The following is a 14,609-nucleotide window of genomic DNA, read 5'->3' as shown; positions in this document are numbered from 1 at the left end:
CAGCGTCACCGTCGCACTCAGACTACCCAAGGCAGAACCATTGAATTGCGGCACAACAGTATATTTGTCTGCTGCGGTGCCTTTCAGCGTTGCTGTGTAAGTGCCTTTTGTGGCGCTCTCCGCAATAGCGCCTTCTGTGATAATGCCGCGGGCAGGTGCTTTACCGCTGCTGTCCTTTAACACGAACGCCAGGCTGTCCTTCAGACCTGTCAGGACGTTACCCTGCGCATTCTTTGCAATCAGCGTCAGTGTGGAGGTCGCTGTGTTATTGGCGACAATAGTATCCGGGGTCGCCGTAAATACAGACCGCCCTGCATCCGGTTCTGCACTGTTAACAGTCACCGCCGCAGAGGACAGCGTGATACCAGTGACAGTCGGCGTCAGAGTGACATTCTCAACATCCGTGCCGGCCGTCACCATTACGGTGTATACACCGGCGGATTTTCGGGTCAGCGCCGATACCGTGGCACTTTTCAGCGCACTGCTTTTCAGGCTGATGTCCTTAACGTCCATATCCACAGGCTGATTATTCCCGTCCCGCAGCGTCAGGGTAAGCGCCTGAGAGCTTCTGCCGTCAGCAGGCAGCATGCTACTGGCGGGAGTGAACGTACTGTACTGCCTGTTCACTTCTGGCGCCTGCACCGTCACCTGGGTGTCACTCCGGTCAGAACGGTTACCCCGGGTGTCAATTGCTACGCCACTTACAGTATACGTATTTACTGCCTGCGCCATGGTCTGGTAAGCGGGAAGAACCACCGTATAATCCGCACCATTTTGCACGATTTTTCCGCCTGCAGCGATGAGCGGCGAAGCCGACCAGTCAATACGTGCCAGCCCGTACTTGCTGTTAACTGATACCCCCAGAGACTTCTGCTCTCCGGCATAACCCGTCACTAAGTCTGCCATCTTCAGGTGGATAACGTCTTTCTTGCGGTACTCCAGCACAATATTGTTGTTACGTTCCACCAGGTCATACCGGCTTCCCGCAAGACTACGCATGGCTGCCACTGCCGCAGGCTCCAACTGGCTGCGCCACGGTATTCCGAGCTGGTAATTCATGTCTACCGTAAACCGGCTGTCGTTTTTACCCGACTGTCCCTGGCGCTGCTCCGCCCCCAGGGTAATCAACGGAACGGGAGTATAGTTAACCCCCGCCGTGATGGCGTGGGGATTTTTCTGGCGGTTGTCAACCCCGAACAGGGCAACTTCTTTGCCGTAGTACTGCTCATACGTCAGTTTACCACCCAGTTGCGGCAGGGCCGGAACCCAGGCCTGTGCCCGGATATCCCAGCCGTTCGCCGGACGCTCCTGGTAGTCGGCCAGGTCCGGGGAGTCCTTCCAGCCTGTGAGGCGCAGGTAGCCATTGGCACCCAGCTTCAGGAAGTCTCGCCAGTATTCCACTCCGACCCCCATCCGTGCATGGTCCCGGGACAGGTCGTAGTCCCCGAACAGGTTACCACCCACCATGTATGAAGGCGTAAAATGGCGCAGGCCGGCACCGAGGTTGGTCTGCGTCCGGTCGTCGGTCCGGTGCAGGCTGCCCTGAGTGAAGATCAGGTTATCGCCCTGGTCATACAGCGGCATCAGCAGGTCGAACTGCGAGTTCTTCAGGGAAAAGTTCTTATCCGCACCCAACTGCACCCGGGCGGTACCGAACCGGCTCAGCCACTGCTGGATTTCTCCGCCAGCAGCACCGGTCGCCATGCCACGGGCCATGGATGCTGCCGCGTCACCGTTCGGATTATTTGTCAGGAAGCCCCCGGCCTGAGAGGCGTATCCGGCCACCTTCTGTGCCTGCGCATCCTCATCGTGCGTATCTGACGCAGATACCCGGGGAGCACCATTCCATCGTACTTCAGGCAATGGTGCCAGAGGTACATCCAGTTCATCGCCCGCCTTCAGGTGGTCAAAGCCATGTGCGAAGGTGCGGAACTGATTAAGTTCGCGCAGCTGGTTCAGGGTGAGGTGATATTTTTTTGCCACAGAATTGATGCTTTCACCATTACCCAGGGTATATACCTGTGTGCGCTGCATGGTCAGTGGCGCGCGCTGCGGCAGAAAATGCTGCTCGCCAGCACCCGCAATTACCGGTGTGAAGGCCACAGCCAGCGGAAAAGCAGTCTGTATGACGATATTAAACCAGACAAGTCGGCGCAAACCGGGCAGGTCAGGCCGGGCATCTGATGCCGAAGAATGTTGTTGCATGATTATTGTTCCAAAATAGCACTAGGGTAATAAAAAAACACAAATGTGGCTGCGCCACGCAGTAATGACATGACGCGATAGACTCAGGTGGGAAGTTCACCAGGTAATGCTGTGCATGAATCACCGGGAGTCAGTGCACGGACGTGAACCCCGGATTCGCAGTACTGTCTCCGTGGACAGTCCGCACCGCTTTAAGCCTTTGTCTGCCACAACTCTCTGATATCACTGAATGGTCTGATTTCTTCTGAGGGCACACGATTAATGCTGCATTACATCACCGTTAACTCGACAGAAAGCTGGTATCCAAGTTTAGGGATAGTCGTAATAATATCTCTGTTATGATCTCCAGTAATAACTCTCAGGGAACGAATACTTTGTGCAATACTTTGCACGGTAACAACCTGCCCCCGCCAGATATGCTTAAAAAAATCATCATGCGTTACCGGATCTGGGTATTTGTCGCAGAGCAGAGAAAGCACCTCAGATTCTTTTTTTCTCAGTCGAACTGAAACACCATCAACGGATAACATTCGATGCCGGGGGTTAAAAAATACACTTGCCGCGCCGGCAGTGTTCGTTACATCTCGATTACAACAACATTTCACGGGAATACTTCCAAAACAAGTTACAGCCTATAGTTTATAAGAATTTTCATAAAAAAATATTTTTTTCATCCGGAAATTCAGAATTATACTTTGATAAGCAACATTAACAAGGATAAAAAATCAGTAAAGCGGGTTATGTTATTGACTTTATTTTGTTTTCATTCATGTTCTTTTTCTTTGCTCCCTGATACTCACGGGAAGGGGCGGGTGTATGAATAATCAGTCACCAGAAAAAAATAATTGAAATTTGATATATTCAGGTTAAATAAAGTTAATGATTTGCTACTCAAAGTGAATCGCCACTGATAATTTAGACACTTCCGAGCCGTTGATAATACTGGTTTTCATGAGTCTGTCGGCTTTGTTGAATAAATCGAACTTTTGCTGAGTTGCGGGATCAGATCACGCATCCTTCCGACAACACAGACCGTTCCGTGGCAAAGCAAAAGTTCAAAATCACCAACTGGCCCACCTACAACAAAGCCCTCATCAACCGTGGCTCCATAACTTTCTGGCTGGACGATGAAGCGATTCATGCCTGGTATGAGTCGGCAACGCCTTCATCACGGGGAAGACCTCAGCGCTATTCTGATCTCGCCATCACCACCGTTCTGGTAATTAAACGCGTATTCGGGCTGACCCTGCGGGCTGCACAGGGTTTTATTGATTCCATTTTTACACTGATGAATGTTCCGTTGCGCTGCCCGGATTACACCAGTGTCAGTAAGCGGGCAAAGTCGGTTAATGTCAGTTTCAAAGCGCCCACACGGGGCGAAATCGCGCATCTGGTGATTGATTCCACCGGGCTGAAGGTCTTTGGTGAAGGCGAATGGAAAGTCAGAAAGCACGGTAAAGAACGCCGTCGAATCTGGCGAAAGTTGCATCTGGCCGTTGACAGCAAAACCCATGAAATCATCTGTGCGGACCTGTCACTGAACAATGTAACGGACTCAGAAGCCTTCCCGGGCCTTATCCGGCAGACTCACCGAAAAATCAGGTCAGTTGCAGCAGACGGCGCTTACGACACCCGGCTCTGTCACGATGAACTGCGGCGTAAGAAAATCAGTGCGCTCATCCCGCCCCGAAAAGGCGCGGGTTACTGGTCCGGTGAGTACGCAGACCGTAACCGTGCGGTTGCGAATCAGCGGTTGACCGGGAGTAATGCGCGGTGGAAATGGACAACAGATTATAACCGTCGCTCGATAGCGGAAACGGCGATGTACCGGGTAAAACAGTTGTTCGGTGGTTCACTGACGCTGCGTGACTACGATGGTCAGGTTGCGGAAGCCATGGCCATGGTGCGGGCGCTGAACAAAATGACTAAAGCAGGTATGCCTGAAAGCGTACGTATTGCCTGAAAACACTGCCCGCTACGGGGATACTTACCCGAAACCTGATTTATTCAACAAAGCCTGTCATTTATACAGCGCAAAAATTCGCGCATGGCACTGATACGGCGCTGATCGTCCAGCCGCTTACCAAAGTTGTTGATGTAGTACACAGGCGTATACCGCACCCTGTTTAACTGCATCGTCAGCGTATTGCCCGTGACCACCTCGGCAGGAATACCCAGCAGGGAAAGCTGAATAAACGCCATATCGGCCGCAACAGGATCAATATCGATGCAGCTTCCGAACATATGTTCAGACGGGTTATAGCCCGCCTCCAGCAGATATTCCGCATACGCCACAATCATTCCCGCCGCACCGCTTGCCGGATCGCTGACGGTAACGAATCCCTCACGGCGTATCGTTTCGTCGACGTCCGGCATCAGCAGCCTCGCCAGCAGTGACTGGACGTGATACGGCGTGAAATACTGTCCGTTGCGGTCGTCGCCAAGCTCAAGCTCCATGAAGATCGCGCCGAGGAAGTCGTGGAATTTGGCCTCCAGTGCGCAGACCATCAGGCAGAAGAGCGTATGCAGGTTGCTGATATCGCTCTCGCTGTACTTCGCGCAGATTTTGCGGCTCTGCTCAATATTCTCCGGCGTTCTTATCCGCGCCATATCCAGCTCGCTGGCGGCCAGCGTGATAAAGTCGCTGAACACTTCCCAGCGGCGCAGGCTGCGGGCGGTATCCCTGAACACGCTGATAAACTGGCGGCGGGCCTGGTCGATTGTCATCATCCGGTGCGGTATCGGCTGCGCATTCACGGTGGGCAATACGGGTTTAGCAGGTGTTAAGGGTGCGGCTTCTCTCGCCTGATCAAAGAAGCTGGCAAAACTGAGTTGAGACATATTTCCTCCTTAAATGCCGCCCCCTGCGGGGCGGCACCTCCGTCAGTTAAATGCGCGCTTCAGTTCGAGCGTGCGTAACACCTGCCCCCACTCGCTTCCGCGCATGGCAGGAATGCGAACGGAGCGCCCCTTTCTGCGGCACTTTGCGATATGTCTCCCCAGCGCCCGCATTTCGGTGCTGAGTGCCTCCGGTGCGATTTCGCCGCGCTTAATCCGCACCTGCTTTTTAGGCGGCTGATTTTCCGCCTCGCAGATCTGGACATACAGGGCGGTCGGTGTAACAATTGACGCTCTACCGAAATGATTCATAGATATTTCCTTTTGGTTGAGGCCGGATTAATCGTTCCAAGGCGTCTAATCCGGCGGGTTAAGGCAGGCGAAAGCCTGCTTTTCTCATTTCTGGCGCTGCACTCCCTCCTTAACGCGTGCCAGAATCTCCGCGTGGTCAAGGTTGCTGTAGTCACGCATCCGGTAATAACGGATACCGATCCGCGCGTAGATTTCGGTCACATTGCCGCAGACCATTTCCGCCAGCATGAAGGTTTCACACTCGCCGTTCTGACTGCTGCGCCAGTTCATCGGGTACATCAGCCCCAGCGCATCATGGAAGGCGTGCACGTCGATTTCGACGGGCGCGGTCAGATATGACTTTTCGCGGCTCAGCCAGTACGCACGTTCGGCCTCACTGGTCGCATAAATACCCGCTTCGGCGCAGGATTCGGTCAGATTTAAGTGCATGGTTTATCTCCTTATGGTTAATGGCGTTGATATTTCGCCGTGGTGGTTATTCGTCGAACGTGATGCCGGAACAATGCGCCATCAGGTGCAGCATGTCGGCAATCTCGTCGACTTTCTGCTGAATGGCTGGCGTGGCTTTCTGGATGCGCGTGACAGCGGTTCTGAGTTCGCCCATATAGCGGTTTGCAGACTCGCCCAGCGCGGTTTTGTCCGTATTGCTCTGGTACTTCATCAGGGCTTTACTGACGTGATTTTGCAGGGTATCAAGCTCGCTGAGCGCGCTTTTCTCCCATGCGTCGAAGCTGAATGTGCTGTTCGTGTTGCTGTTGCTCATCATGTTTCTCCGTTGTGACTGGCGGCATCCCCTGCTGCCAGCCGATTAAGTAATCAGTAATCCGCCGCCAGCTCGCTCATCAGGTCAGCACATTCACCATCGGCACGTTCTTCTTCCGCAGTCGTCAGCATGTAACCCCGTTTCGCTGCCGCCCCCATAAACGCCGGACGGTCTTTCAGTGGCAGTTCTGCCAGGTAATGCATAGCCATCCCCAGCAGACGGGACTCATAAATCTCGTAGTGCAGGCCACATCCCCGGTTAGCCTGTATTTCCATACGGGCCAGCACCACGTCCGCGCGAATAACATCGAACGGGTTACGGGAATGGATATTGCGCACAAAGCCATCAGTACGCAGGGACGAGGTTTTCACCCATCTTTCGGAAGATTCTTTGGTGGCGGTTTTGACGTTGACGTTCTGTGTGTTCATCCTGCTTTTCCTCCTGTCTGGTGGTTAATCCATCTCTCGGTGAGTTCCCTGGCGGCAAAGGGCAAAGGAGCAACGGCGGGGCGGCAGGAGAAGGGCGGAGACAAAAGTTTTTGCGGTCCTTCGCAAAAAGTTTTGGCGGAGTTCATTTCACCCTTCGGATGACGACACGACGGTGCTACGACCAGCCCTCCGCCCGGGAACGGACGCGAGATGGCTCACCAGAGGTATGAGAAGAGGATGAACACACCCGACACGGCGGAACGACGTGGCGTCACCTGAGTGCCGGCGGCTTTATCGCCGGCATGGTGAAAGCGGCGTGACCGGAACGGTCACTGCGAGCCGGTGTTGACGTTGCGACAGTGGGATGGAAGCCCGTCAGGGCGGAGACGGTTTACCGGCTCCGTTTACGACAGCCCCGGTTCCCGTCAGGGAAGTCGCCCGCAGTCATGGCCAGTGACCCCGTCCGACAACAGGCAAATTTGAAAAGATGATACAGACAACTGCCACCATAATTCGCAGCGTCCGTTTTTCAGAGGAGATTCACGGCAGGGTATTACAAAGAAAAGAGCAGCTATACCGCAGGCATAACCGCTCTTGTTACTTTCCAGCCCTCACGCTGGCGTATCCTTTGTTACCTTCGCCTCCAGAACACCCAGCCACTGACCAGAATCAAAGCACCGCTCAGCACCGCCAGATTCGGCAAGATGGTGTCGAATGCACTGCTGAAAACTTCATCGGGGTTTTGTTCCCCCCAGAATTCCAGCTTGTATCCGATGCCCCAGACAGAAAACGCCAGTCCAGAAGCCACAATTCCCCACTTGAAGAGAAACAAGAGCACGTTGTCCAGAATACCAGGCGGATCGCGCCAGGTGATAACCAGCGCAATCAGGGCACAGATTGCCACCCCGGCATAGTACGCCGTACTTCCAAACATCTCCGGCGCCGCGTAATGTATGACCAGCGTAAACAGGCCATTTAACAGCGCGACCAGTATCCAGTATCTCATCTCTAAATTATCCCTTTTAAGCACCCTGCCGACCGTATTCTGGCAGGATATGATATCAGACTCAGTGAGGCGACTTTCCCCGAAAATAATCCGGTCGCGCCGTCATTTCCCGCTCAATCAGCTCATCAGCAAACAGGGGCGCGATCCTGTTGACACGACGCGCCAGATTCCGTCGCCGCGTGGCCGCCTTACGCTCGTCGGTCCAGCGCCTGATCTGTCTGTCACACAGAAAATCAACGCAGACGGCATATCCGGCTCCGGCCACCCACAGTGACATCACGGACTCAGGGGCGGGTTTCCCTGCCTCCACCACTTCTGACGCCAGCTCAGATTCACCGGGACAGGGATCGTGACGCCTCCAGCGCAGCGAGTAACGCCACTTCATACCCGGCTCCGCATTGTCAGCTTGTTGGGTACCATCCAGCGCTCCAGCTGCCTGACAGATCCCGGACTTTCCCTTGCCAGCGCATCCGTTTCAGCCATCACCGTCCAGAAAGGCTGACTCTCCATCGTCCAGCGCTCCATTGGCTCCAGCGACGGGAAACGCTCGCTCCAGCGCCAGAACATCTCCTCAAGGTCGTACTGGCGCAGCTCAGTCCCCGACCAGCGCGCGCTCCAGCTGCTGACCGTTTCCGGCGTATGGAATGCCAGCTCAATCTCCGCCTGCCCCGCCAGCGCCTGGTACGCCCGCTCACGCTGACACTGTTCCTTACGGCGCTGGCGGGTGTATTTTTCATCCCGCAGCGCGTCCTGACAGCGAACCCGCTCGGTCTGCTGAAAGGCCACCTCCGGAAAGAGGCGCTGTCCGGCACCGACAGGAAGTGGAAGCCAGCAACGCGTCCCGCGACTTTCAATCAGGGCATCGATGGCACTGAGCCAGCTGTCCCTGCTGCCCCGCAGCTCCCGCGCCGTCAGCACCGGCGCAAAATAATGGATTTCCCTGATGGTGATGCGCGTGCTGCCCGTGAGCCGGCGAAAAAAGGCGCTGGCATATGGGTACGCCGCAGACAGCGAGCCGCGCGACCGCCGGCGCTCAACCTCGGCGATGGCTTCCATCGCGGCGCGTCGCTCAGGACTGAAGGGAACCAGTGACAGGTTTGCAGGTATCATGCCGCGCCCTCCGCTGCCAGAATGCTGATGATGCTGGCCTGACTGTATCCGTCCGCATCGAGACGCGCCGTCAGGCTGACGGTGTGGCTGACAAGCTCCGGCTGGTAGCCGCTCAGGGTACGAATGACGGAGAACGGGCGACCGCTGGCGGGCACAAACACCACCATCCACGCCGGACTGATGGCACCCGGACTGCACACGGCAATATGGTAGTTGCCGTGCGGGGGCGTAAAGCGCACCTGCACGGGGAAGAAGCCGCTGAACTCGCTGCGGTACTCGCCGTTCACATCCCAGTTTTCAGGGCAGGACAGGTCACGCATGACGGCGTGGGTCAGTTCGCGGCGGAAGTCTTCGCCGCTGTCCCGCCAGTCCTCAAACTCATCACAGGACATCGTTTTCAGTACATCGGGGGTCAGAATAGTGCGCATGGGTATCTCCTTATTGCCGCCCCGCAGGGCGGCTCTCCGTTATCAGGCGGCATGTGCCGTGTTGGTGGTGTCGTTGTCAGTGCTGTCGGTATCTGAAACAGCGTCGTCAGCATCGGCCTTACCCGCTGACTCCGGTCCTTTGAGCCATGCCGGAACCCAGCGGGTGTGCTGCATAAAGTGCTCCGCATGCGCTGCGGCGTCGCCCTTCTTCATCTTTTCCGCGTCACCCGCCGCGCCCGTCAGCCCCGCCTCTTTCAGGGAGGCGACAATCTGCGGATGTTTCAGGCTGCCGAAGTAGTTGTCCTTCGTCGGCTGCCACCAGTCGCGCAGGTGGAATCCGATTGCCGCCTCGACCGCATCGAGGGTACTGCGCGAGGTGTGTCCCATATCGCGGGTCTGTACCCCGTCAACGGAACAGGCCGTGCAGAAGGCCATCAGCGCCACCGCCTTTTCGGGCTGCTGCATCAGCGCCGCCTGGACTGCCAGCGTACGCTCGGAGGTCATTTTCGTGAGCAGCGGAACGCTGATCCCCTCTGCGGCGTCGGGCTGGCGTGAGGTGAACGGCACCGTTACGCTGCTGGTTACGGTTTCTTCCGGCATATCCGCTTTCAGGCGCACACCGCGCTGCACGTACACCTGCCCTTCGTACAGGCTGACCATCACCCCCGCACCTGACTTCATTTCGGCAGTCCACGCGCTGACTTCTGCGACCAGTTCGATGGCTTCGATCTCAGCTTCCAGCACGTCAGTCTCGTCGCAGCGTGAGTCATAGCTGTCCCACTGCTCACGGAGTTCATCAAGACGCTTCTGCTGCTCCGGGGTGTACACCGGATCGGGTTCGTTGGGCTGAACAAACTCTTTACCGTCTTCTCCGTGGTACCAGATGCGGGCTGCACGTCCGCGACTCCATGCCCAGCCCTCCTGCTGCTGAATGTCCAGGGCGATACGCTCCAGCTTCTCCTGCACCAGACGCTCAACCAGCACGCTGTCAGCCGTGCCGTCGCCCTCGTCCTGGCTGAACAGATCTTCACGGACGTAACCCCCTGCCGCCTCGTAGGCATCGCGCCCGATAAAACGGAATTTTGCGTTGTCGGTGCGCATCTCGGTTTCGGTAATGGCGCGTTTAATCAGGTGTGCGGGCGCGTTCGACCAGCTGGCTTTGACGGTATCGAGGATTTCGGCCTGACGGGCATGATCGTCTTCGAGACAGAGCGCCTGACACTGCTCAACGGTCAGTTCGTCCTGCGCGAGCTTATCCATCAGTGACGGCGCGAGGTTTGCCAGCTTCAGCATGCGCTGCACGTGACGGGAGCCGAAGCCGAGCGCATCGCCAATCTGCGCGGGGGTTTTGCCCTGCTCTGCCAGCGTACGGAAACCTGCGATCTGCTCGGCGGGATGCATGGCGGCGCGCTGTTCGTTCTCAGCGATGGAGGCAAGGGCAGCAATGTCGTCTGAGACGCGTTTCACCATGACGGTATGATCGGCCGCAAAACGGTCTTCCTGCGCCAGCAGATTCAGGGCAGTCAGTCGGCGACCACCTGCGGCCACCCCGGATTGTCCGTCCGCGAGGGTGTGAACAATCAGGTTCTGCAGCAGTCCGAGCGCCTCGATGGAGTCAGCCAGACCGCGAACGCTGTCCACGGAATACGGGATAGTGCGCACGTTCAGCGGGGATTTAGCGAGACTGGACAGCGGAACATACTCGATGACAGCGGCCTCAAGGGCGGCTTTCAGGGCTTCTTCCTGCGCCTTCGAGATTTTTTTGCTGCTCGCTTTTTTGGGGGCTTTTGCTTTAACATCGGTTACTGACATAGTTGATACCTCACTGGATATTGATGATTGTCTGGCCCTGCGGAGTTCGCGCTCCGGCAGGGCACCTCTTTTTTACTGCGGCTTGCGGATACCGTAGTCCGCGATATAACGGTTGAGCCAGTACGTGCCGCCCGGCTCAAAGTTCCACGTGCGCCAGACCATTTCACCGTTCTGACGGACAACCAGGCGAAAATGCGCCCCCTGATCGTCCTCAATTGCCACGTTGGTGTACTGCGCCGCAACGACCTCAGCCTGTTCGCGGGTAAAGGTGTCGTCGGGTAAAACCGCCAGCGCCTCGCTCATGTTGCTCCTCCTTCTGAACCTGTTTTGCTTTTAAAAACCATCACCCGTTGAGTTGCCGGGGCCGCGGTTTTGACGTTTTGCGGGGACCTGCTGAACGCCCCCGATGGTTGTTACCTTCACCCGTTTGAGAGCCGTTCGCCGCAGGGGCGTAAACCAGCGCGGGCGATGGCGGATGTCCTGGGCGCGGTTTACCGCGTGCCATTTACCCTGGACAGCTGACAGCGGCTGTGCTTGTCTCAGCCCCGGCGAAAGGACTCAGAGGGGTGAAATGACCAGGAGAAAATGAGCAGGAACCCGCTGCAACGACGGAACGCGCGGGCGCGAAACGGCGTTGCCCCGAAGAGGCCCGGCAGCATACCGCCGGGCTGGTGAGAGCGGCGCATCCGTTTACGGATGCCGCAAGCGTGATGTTGAACCTGCGACAGTGCGATGGAAGCCCGACAGGGCGGAGACGGTTTACCGGCTCCGTTTACGACAGCGCCGGTTCCCGCCAGGGAAGTCGCCCACGGTCATATCGCCCGGGAAGAAAAGCCGACGGGACAGCGATATCAGCCAGTACGCCACCGGTATGGCCACTATTGCCAACGGCAACGGCAACGCAGATATTAGCACCGGAACAGAAATAACACCGACCCGCAGCAGTAAACCGGTATTCATACCCTGACACCACCGGAGCATCAGGCACTGGCGGAGATGCGCAGCGCCGCAGGCGCGGCGTACTTCGCCGGCAGGCAGAGCCTGCCTGGTTTTCCGCGCGGGCTGACAGGCGGCTGAACCGCCTGCCGGGGGAAATCAGTTGCTGAAGACGTAGCCGTCATGGAATACATAACCGCTGCTGAACAGGTCACGCGCCCAGGCTTCAAAATCGAAATAGCTGCGCAGCGGCTCCGGCACCTCATTCAGCAGGCCGTTGTCTTCAGCCATTTCACGCGCATAGTCCTCCTCGCTTTCCGCCTCGCCGCGGTACGCATCATCAAACATGTCATAGTCACATTCGCCGGTATACTCCGCCCAGGCGATAAAAGCGGCTTCCCTGCCCTCTTCTTCGGCGCGTTTGTAAGCGGCGATAAAATCCCAGTCAATGGAGCTTTCAGAGACGAACTGCGACGGGATGCCTTCCTGGTCCTGGAACATAAACTCGGCATCCCATTCATCGGCGTGCAGCGCCTGGCAGGCCTCGTAAAAATCCTCCCTGCCGTCAAACTCCGTCAGTTCAAACCATTTGCCGAAAATGCTGCCGCAGTTGTATTTGTGATACGTACCCACATAAACAGCCGGTGTGGTGGCCGTAGTGCGCATAAAAAATCCTCCATAGTCGATGTCGTCTGAGTTCCGGCTTACGCCGTGCCGACACGACAGCCCGACAGGGAGCGAAAAATGCAGGGGCGATGCATGAAGCCGCAGCGCCGGTAAACAGCGGAGAGGGTCTGGACGGTTAGCGAGTGAATATTGAGCGAGATAACGACGGGAAGAACCGCGACAGGCATTTAAACATACGGCGACCGGGTGAAAGCATCGACGTCAGTGAACCCTTGCATTTGCAGCGTTCGGGCTAGAGTAGAGGCACGGCGTAAGCCGCAGACCGCTCGGGACGTTACTCACCGCGAAGCCGGAACAGCGTGGAGGATGAGCCAGAAAAGCGGAGCGGCCGCGCGACATCCGAAGAAGAAAAAGCCGGAGGCTATCCCTCCGGCATCGCCTCACGCTGCCAGCAGCGCTTTCAGCACCTCCACGTCCGCCATTCCCTGACGGATACGCGCGGGTGTCGGCCCGCCCGCCTCCCATGCCAGCCCCTCCTGGTGAACCAGCTCGCGTTCTGCGTCATGCACCAGGCGCGAAAGCACCTGCGCCGGGACCATTACCTGCCGGTTAACCGCTTCACGATGGCGGGTCAGCAGATCGCACACCGACGCATCCGTGACGCCTTCCCGGCGATACACCTTCATGTCGCTGTTGCCGACCGTTTCCAGCAGGGCCGTAATCTCGTCGTCTGTTGGACGCAGTTCCCGGCACGCGGAGTGAATCCCCTCCTCCGTCCAGACCAGCAGAGCCAGGGGTTCATCGTGGGTAAACATCCGCGCCAGTTCCTCACAAAGCGCTTGTCGGGTTCCATACATGGGTAATCTCCTCAAAATCGTGTAAGAAGGCCGGGCGGAACACCGCCCGGTCGCAGTCAGTCGTGAAAACAGTCGCTGAACGCCAGCACGCGCAGGTAAACGGTCAGATACTCCGCGTTGAGATTGCGCAGGAAATCAGCGGCCAGCGCATCAACCAGCGCGGGGCATCCGTCGTGATACTTTACTTCCAGCGCCCGGATATGCAGGCGCAGGTCGCTCATGGTGCTGGAAAGCGCGGCCAGGTCGTCACGCAGTTGTTCATGTCCCTGATAATTCATTACGCGGCCTCCGGCAGGTCGTCGTTAGCAGCCGGGTACTGCATGGCGCGCCGGACGGCGGCCAGACGCTGCTGCCCGGCCCGGTGGTACTGCTCCAGCAGTTCGATACCGATGTAGCGACGGCCAGACTGAAGGGCAGCCACGCAGGTGGAGCCACTGCCGGCAAACGGATCGAGCACAATCGCGCCGGGATGTGTGAAGGACTCAATCAGCGGTTGCAGGCTGGTTACAGGTTTTTCGGTCGGGTGGTGCCGGTTGCCGCTGTATTTCCAGCCCAGTACGTCCGGAAGCGGGTTTTGCGGCAGACGTGGACGGCCTTTTGCCATGATATAGGCGCATTCATGGCGGTAGCCGACATAAGCCGATTTGGACGAGTACGTTTTGGTAAACACCAGGTGGCCGACAACGCTGAATCCCGCATTTTTCCAGGCAGCCATAAAACGATCGACACGGTTCCAGCCGTAGAAACTCACCATCAGCGCGTCTTTTTTCAGTACGCGGTACATTTCATTACAGGCAGGTTGCAGCCATTCATCCGTTTTATCACCGGCAATGGTGCGGCCCTGACGGTCACGAAAACCAACGAGGTATGGCGGGTCAGTCAGTATGAAATCGACAGCCTTCTCAGGAATGCCAGTCATTACCTGCACACAGTCACCCAAAATCAGACGGGACATAATCATTCTCCTTATTCAAATGCGGCGCCAGTTACGCCGTGCCGATACGACAGCCGGGCGAAAAGCGGAGCAGACAAGGGCACCACCGCAAGCCGCAGCGCAGATAAAAGCAGACGCTGACTGGACGGTTTGACGGCGAAAATTGAGCCGGAGAACGACGGGAAGACAGCGGAAAATGCATTTTGAAATCACTGCGACCGGGTGAGGATGGTGGCGAAGCCTCCCTTTTCTGCACAGCGGCCCGGCTACAGTAGCGGCACGGCGTTCACAGCAGAGCGGTATGAATGAGGAGCGCAGCGACATCGTATTTTCATCGTTGCTGTCCACAATTT

Annotated in this window: 20 protein-coding genes; 2 read left to right on the top strand and 18 right to left on the bottom strand. The window is 56.9% G+C overall.

Features of this window, described 5'->3' with window-relative positions; genetic code table 11:
- Positions 1 to 2,205, bottom strand: a 2,205-nt coding sequence (locus CNE01S_RS23110; protein ID WP_169799430.1) for an inverse autotransporter beta domain-containing protein, incomplete at its 3' end; no start/stop codon positions are given.
- A gap of 269 nt (positions 2,206 to 2,474) precedes the next feature.
- Entirely contained in the window at positions 2,475 to 2,735 is a 261-nt protein-coding gene (locus tag CNE01S_RS24885; protein ID WP_072279218.1) for a winged helix-turn-helix domain-containing protein, read from the bottom strand.
- 464 nt (positions 2,736 to 3,199) lie between these two features.
- Here CNE01S_RS24885 and CNE01S_RS23100 point away from each other — a divergent pair, with 464 nt between their 5' ends.
- Positions 3,200 to 4,168: an IS5 family transposase gene (locus CNE01S_RS23100; protein ID WP_082763278.1), complete on the top strand. Its 969-nt coding sequence runs from the start codon at positions 3,200 to 3,202 to the stop codon at positions 4,166 to 4,168.
- A 44-nt stretch (positions 4,169 to 4,212) separates the two neighbouring features.
- Here the strand turns inward: CNE01S_RS23100 and CNE01S_RS23095 are convergent, their stop codons facing one another.
- The 11 genes from CNE01S_RS23095 to CNE01S_RS23045 all read right to left on the bottom strand — a co-directional run bounded on the left by CNE01S_RS23095 (position 4,213) and on the right by CNE01S_RS23045 (position 11,205).
- Positions 4,213 to 5,046, bottom strand: coding sequence for an N-6 DNA methylase (locus tag CNE01S_RS23095; RefSeq protein WP_061278956.1), 834 nt, complete (start codon positions 5,044 to 5,046; stop codon positions 4,213 to 4,215).
- A gap of 42 nt (positions 5,047 to 5,088) precedes the next feature.
- Positions 5,089 to 5,355 carry a hypothetical protein gene (locus CNE01S_RS23090; RefSeq protein WP_061278954.1) on the bottom strand — a complete coding sequence of 89 codons (267 nt, stop codon included), beginning with the start codon at positions 5,353 to 5,355 and terminating at the stop codon, positions 5,089 to 5,091.
- Between the two features lie 84 nt (positions 5,356 to 5,439).
- Positions 5,440 to 5,784 carry a hypothetical protein gene (locus CNE01S_RS23085; protein ID WP_047359689.1) on the bottom strand — a complete coding sequence of 115 codons (345 nt, stop codon included), beginning with the start codon at positions 5,782 to 5,784 and terminating at the stop codon, positions 5,440 to 5,442.
- Positions 5,785 to 5,830: 46 nt separating this feature from the next.
- On the bottom strand, positions 5,831 to 6,121 hold the full coding sequence (locus tag CNE01S_RS23080) for a hypothetical protein (RefSeq protein WP_255212434.1): 291 nt from the start codon (positions 6,119 to 6,121) through the stop codon (positions 5,831 to 5,833).
- A 50-nt stretch (positions 6,122 to 6,171) separates the two neighbouring features.
- The gene (locus CNE01S_RS23075) at positions 6,172 to 6,546 is read right to left on the bottom strand and encodes a hypothetical protein (RefSeq protein WP_032637252.1); all 375 of its coding nucleotides are present in this window, start codon (positions 6,544 to 6,546) and stop codon (positions 6,172 to 6,174) included.
- Positions 6,547 to 7,177: 631 nt separating this feature from the next.
- Complete coding sequence (locus CNE01S_RS23070; protein WP_061278950.1) at positions 7,178 to 7,552, bottom strand: hypothetical protein; 375 nt, start codon at positions 7,550 to 7,552, stop codon at positions 7,178 to 7,180.
- A gap of 61 nt (positions 7,553 to 7,613) precedes the next feature.
- A complete protein-coding gene (locus CNE01S_RS23065; protein ID WP_061278948.1) occupies positions 7,614 to 7,937 on the bottom strand; it encodes a hypothetical protein in 324 nt (107 codons plus the stop codon).
- Positions 7,934 to 8,662, bottom strand: coding sequence for a plasmid SOS inhibition protein A (locus CNE01S_RS23060; RefSeq protein WP_061278946.1), 729 nt, complete (start codon positions 8,660 to 8,662; stop codon positions 7,934 to 7,936). Before CNE01S_RS23060 ends, CNE01S_RS23065 begins: the two co-directional genes overlap by 4 nt.
- Positions 8,659 to 9,090: a conjugation system SOS inhibitor PsiB gene (gene psiB, locus CNE01S_RS23055; RefSeq protein ID WP_061278944.1), complete on the bottom strand. Its 432-nt coding sequence runs from the start codon at positions 9,088 to 9,090 to the stop codon at positions 8,659 to 8,661. Before psiB ends, CNE01S_RS23060 begins: the two co-directional genes overlap by 4 nt.
- A gap of 42 nt (positions 9,091 to 9,132) precedes the next feature.
- Positions 9,133 to 10,902: a ParB/RepB/Spo0J family partition protein gene (locus CNE01S_RS23050; RefSeq protein WP_061278942.1), complete on the bottom strand. Its 1,770-nt coding sequence runs from the start codon at positions 10,900 to 10,902 to the stop codon at positions 9,133 to 9,135.
- 72 nt (positions 10,903 to 10,974) lie between these two features.
- Positions 10,975 to 11,205 carry a DUF905 domain-containing protein gene (locus CNE01S_RS23045; protein ID WP_002211745.1) on the bottom strand — a complete coding sequence of 77 codons (231 nt, stop codon included), beginning with the start codon at positions 11,203 to 11,205 and terminating at the stop codon, positions 10,975 to 10,977.
- 69 nt (positions 11,206 to 11,274) lie between these two features.
- Between CNE01S_RS23045 and CNE01S_RS26105 the strand changes: the two genes are divergently transcribed.
- Positions 11,275 to 11,424 carry a hypothetical protein gene (locus CNE01S_RS26105; RefSeq protein WP_156479845.1) on the top strand — a complete coding sequence of 50 codons (150 nt, stop codon included), beginning with the start codon at positions 11,275 to 11,277 and terminating at the stop codon, positions 11,422 to 11,424.
- A gap of 237 nt (positions 11,425 to 11,661) precedes the next feature.
- Here the strand turns inward: CNE01S_RS26105 and CNE01S_RS25410 are convergent, their stop codons facing one another.
- The 5 genes from CNE01S_RS25410 to CNE01S_RS23025 form a co-directional block, all read right to left on the bottom strand.
- A complete protein-coding gene (locus tag CNE01S_RS25410) occupies positions 11,662 to 11,862 on the bottom strand; it encodes a hypothetical protein (RefSeq protein WP_156479844.1) in 201 nt (66 codons plus the stop codon).
- Positions 11,863 to 11,997: 135 nt separating this feature from the next.
- Entirely contained in the window at positions 11,998 to 12,504 is a 507-nt protein-coding gene (locus CNE01S_RS23040; protein WP_061278940.1) for an antirestriction protein ArdA, read from the bottom strand.
- 401 nt (positions 12,505 to 12,905) lie between these two features.
- The gene (locus tag CNE01S_RS23035; RefSeq protein WP_061278938.1) at positions 12,906 to 13,322 is read right to left on the bottom strand and encodes a DUF1380 family protein; all 417 of its coding nucleotides are present in this window, start codon (positions 13,320 to 13,322) and stop codon (positions 12,906 to 12,908) included.
- Positions 13,323 to 13,378: 56 nt separating this feature from the next.
- Entirely contained in the window at positions 13,379 to 13,600 is a 222-nt protein-coding gene (locus tag CNE01S_RS23030) for a YubE family protein (RefSeq protein ID WP_061278937.1), read from the bottom strand.
- The gene (locus CNE01S_RS23025) at positions 13,600 to 14,277 is read right to left on the bottom strand and encodes a DNA methylase (protein ID WP_061278935.1); all 678 of its coding nucleotides are present in this window, start codon (positions 14,275 to 14,277) and stop codon (positions 13,600 to 13,602) included. Before CNE01S_RS23025 ends, CNE01S_RS23030 begins: the two co-directional genes overlap by 1 nt.
- Between the last annotated feature and the right edge of the window lie 332 nt (positions 14,278 to 14,609).

The organism is Cedecea neteri NBRC 105707 = ATCC 33855 (assembly GCF_001571265.1).
GTDB lineage: Bacteria > Pseudomonadota > Gammaproteobacteria > Enterobacterales > Enterobacteriaceae > Cedecea > Cedecea neteri.
Note: the sequence above shows the minus strand (reverse complement) of the source record. Positions and strands in the feature narration are given on the sequence as shown.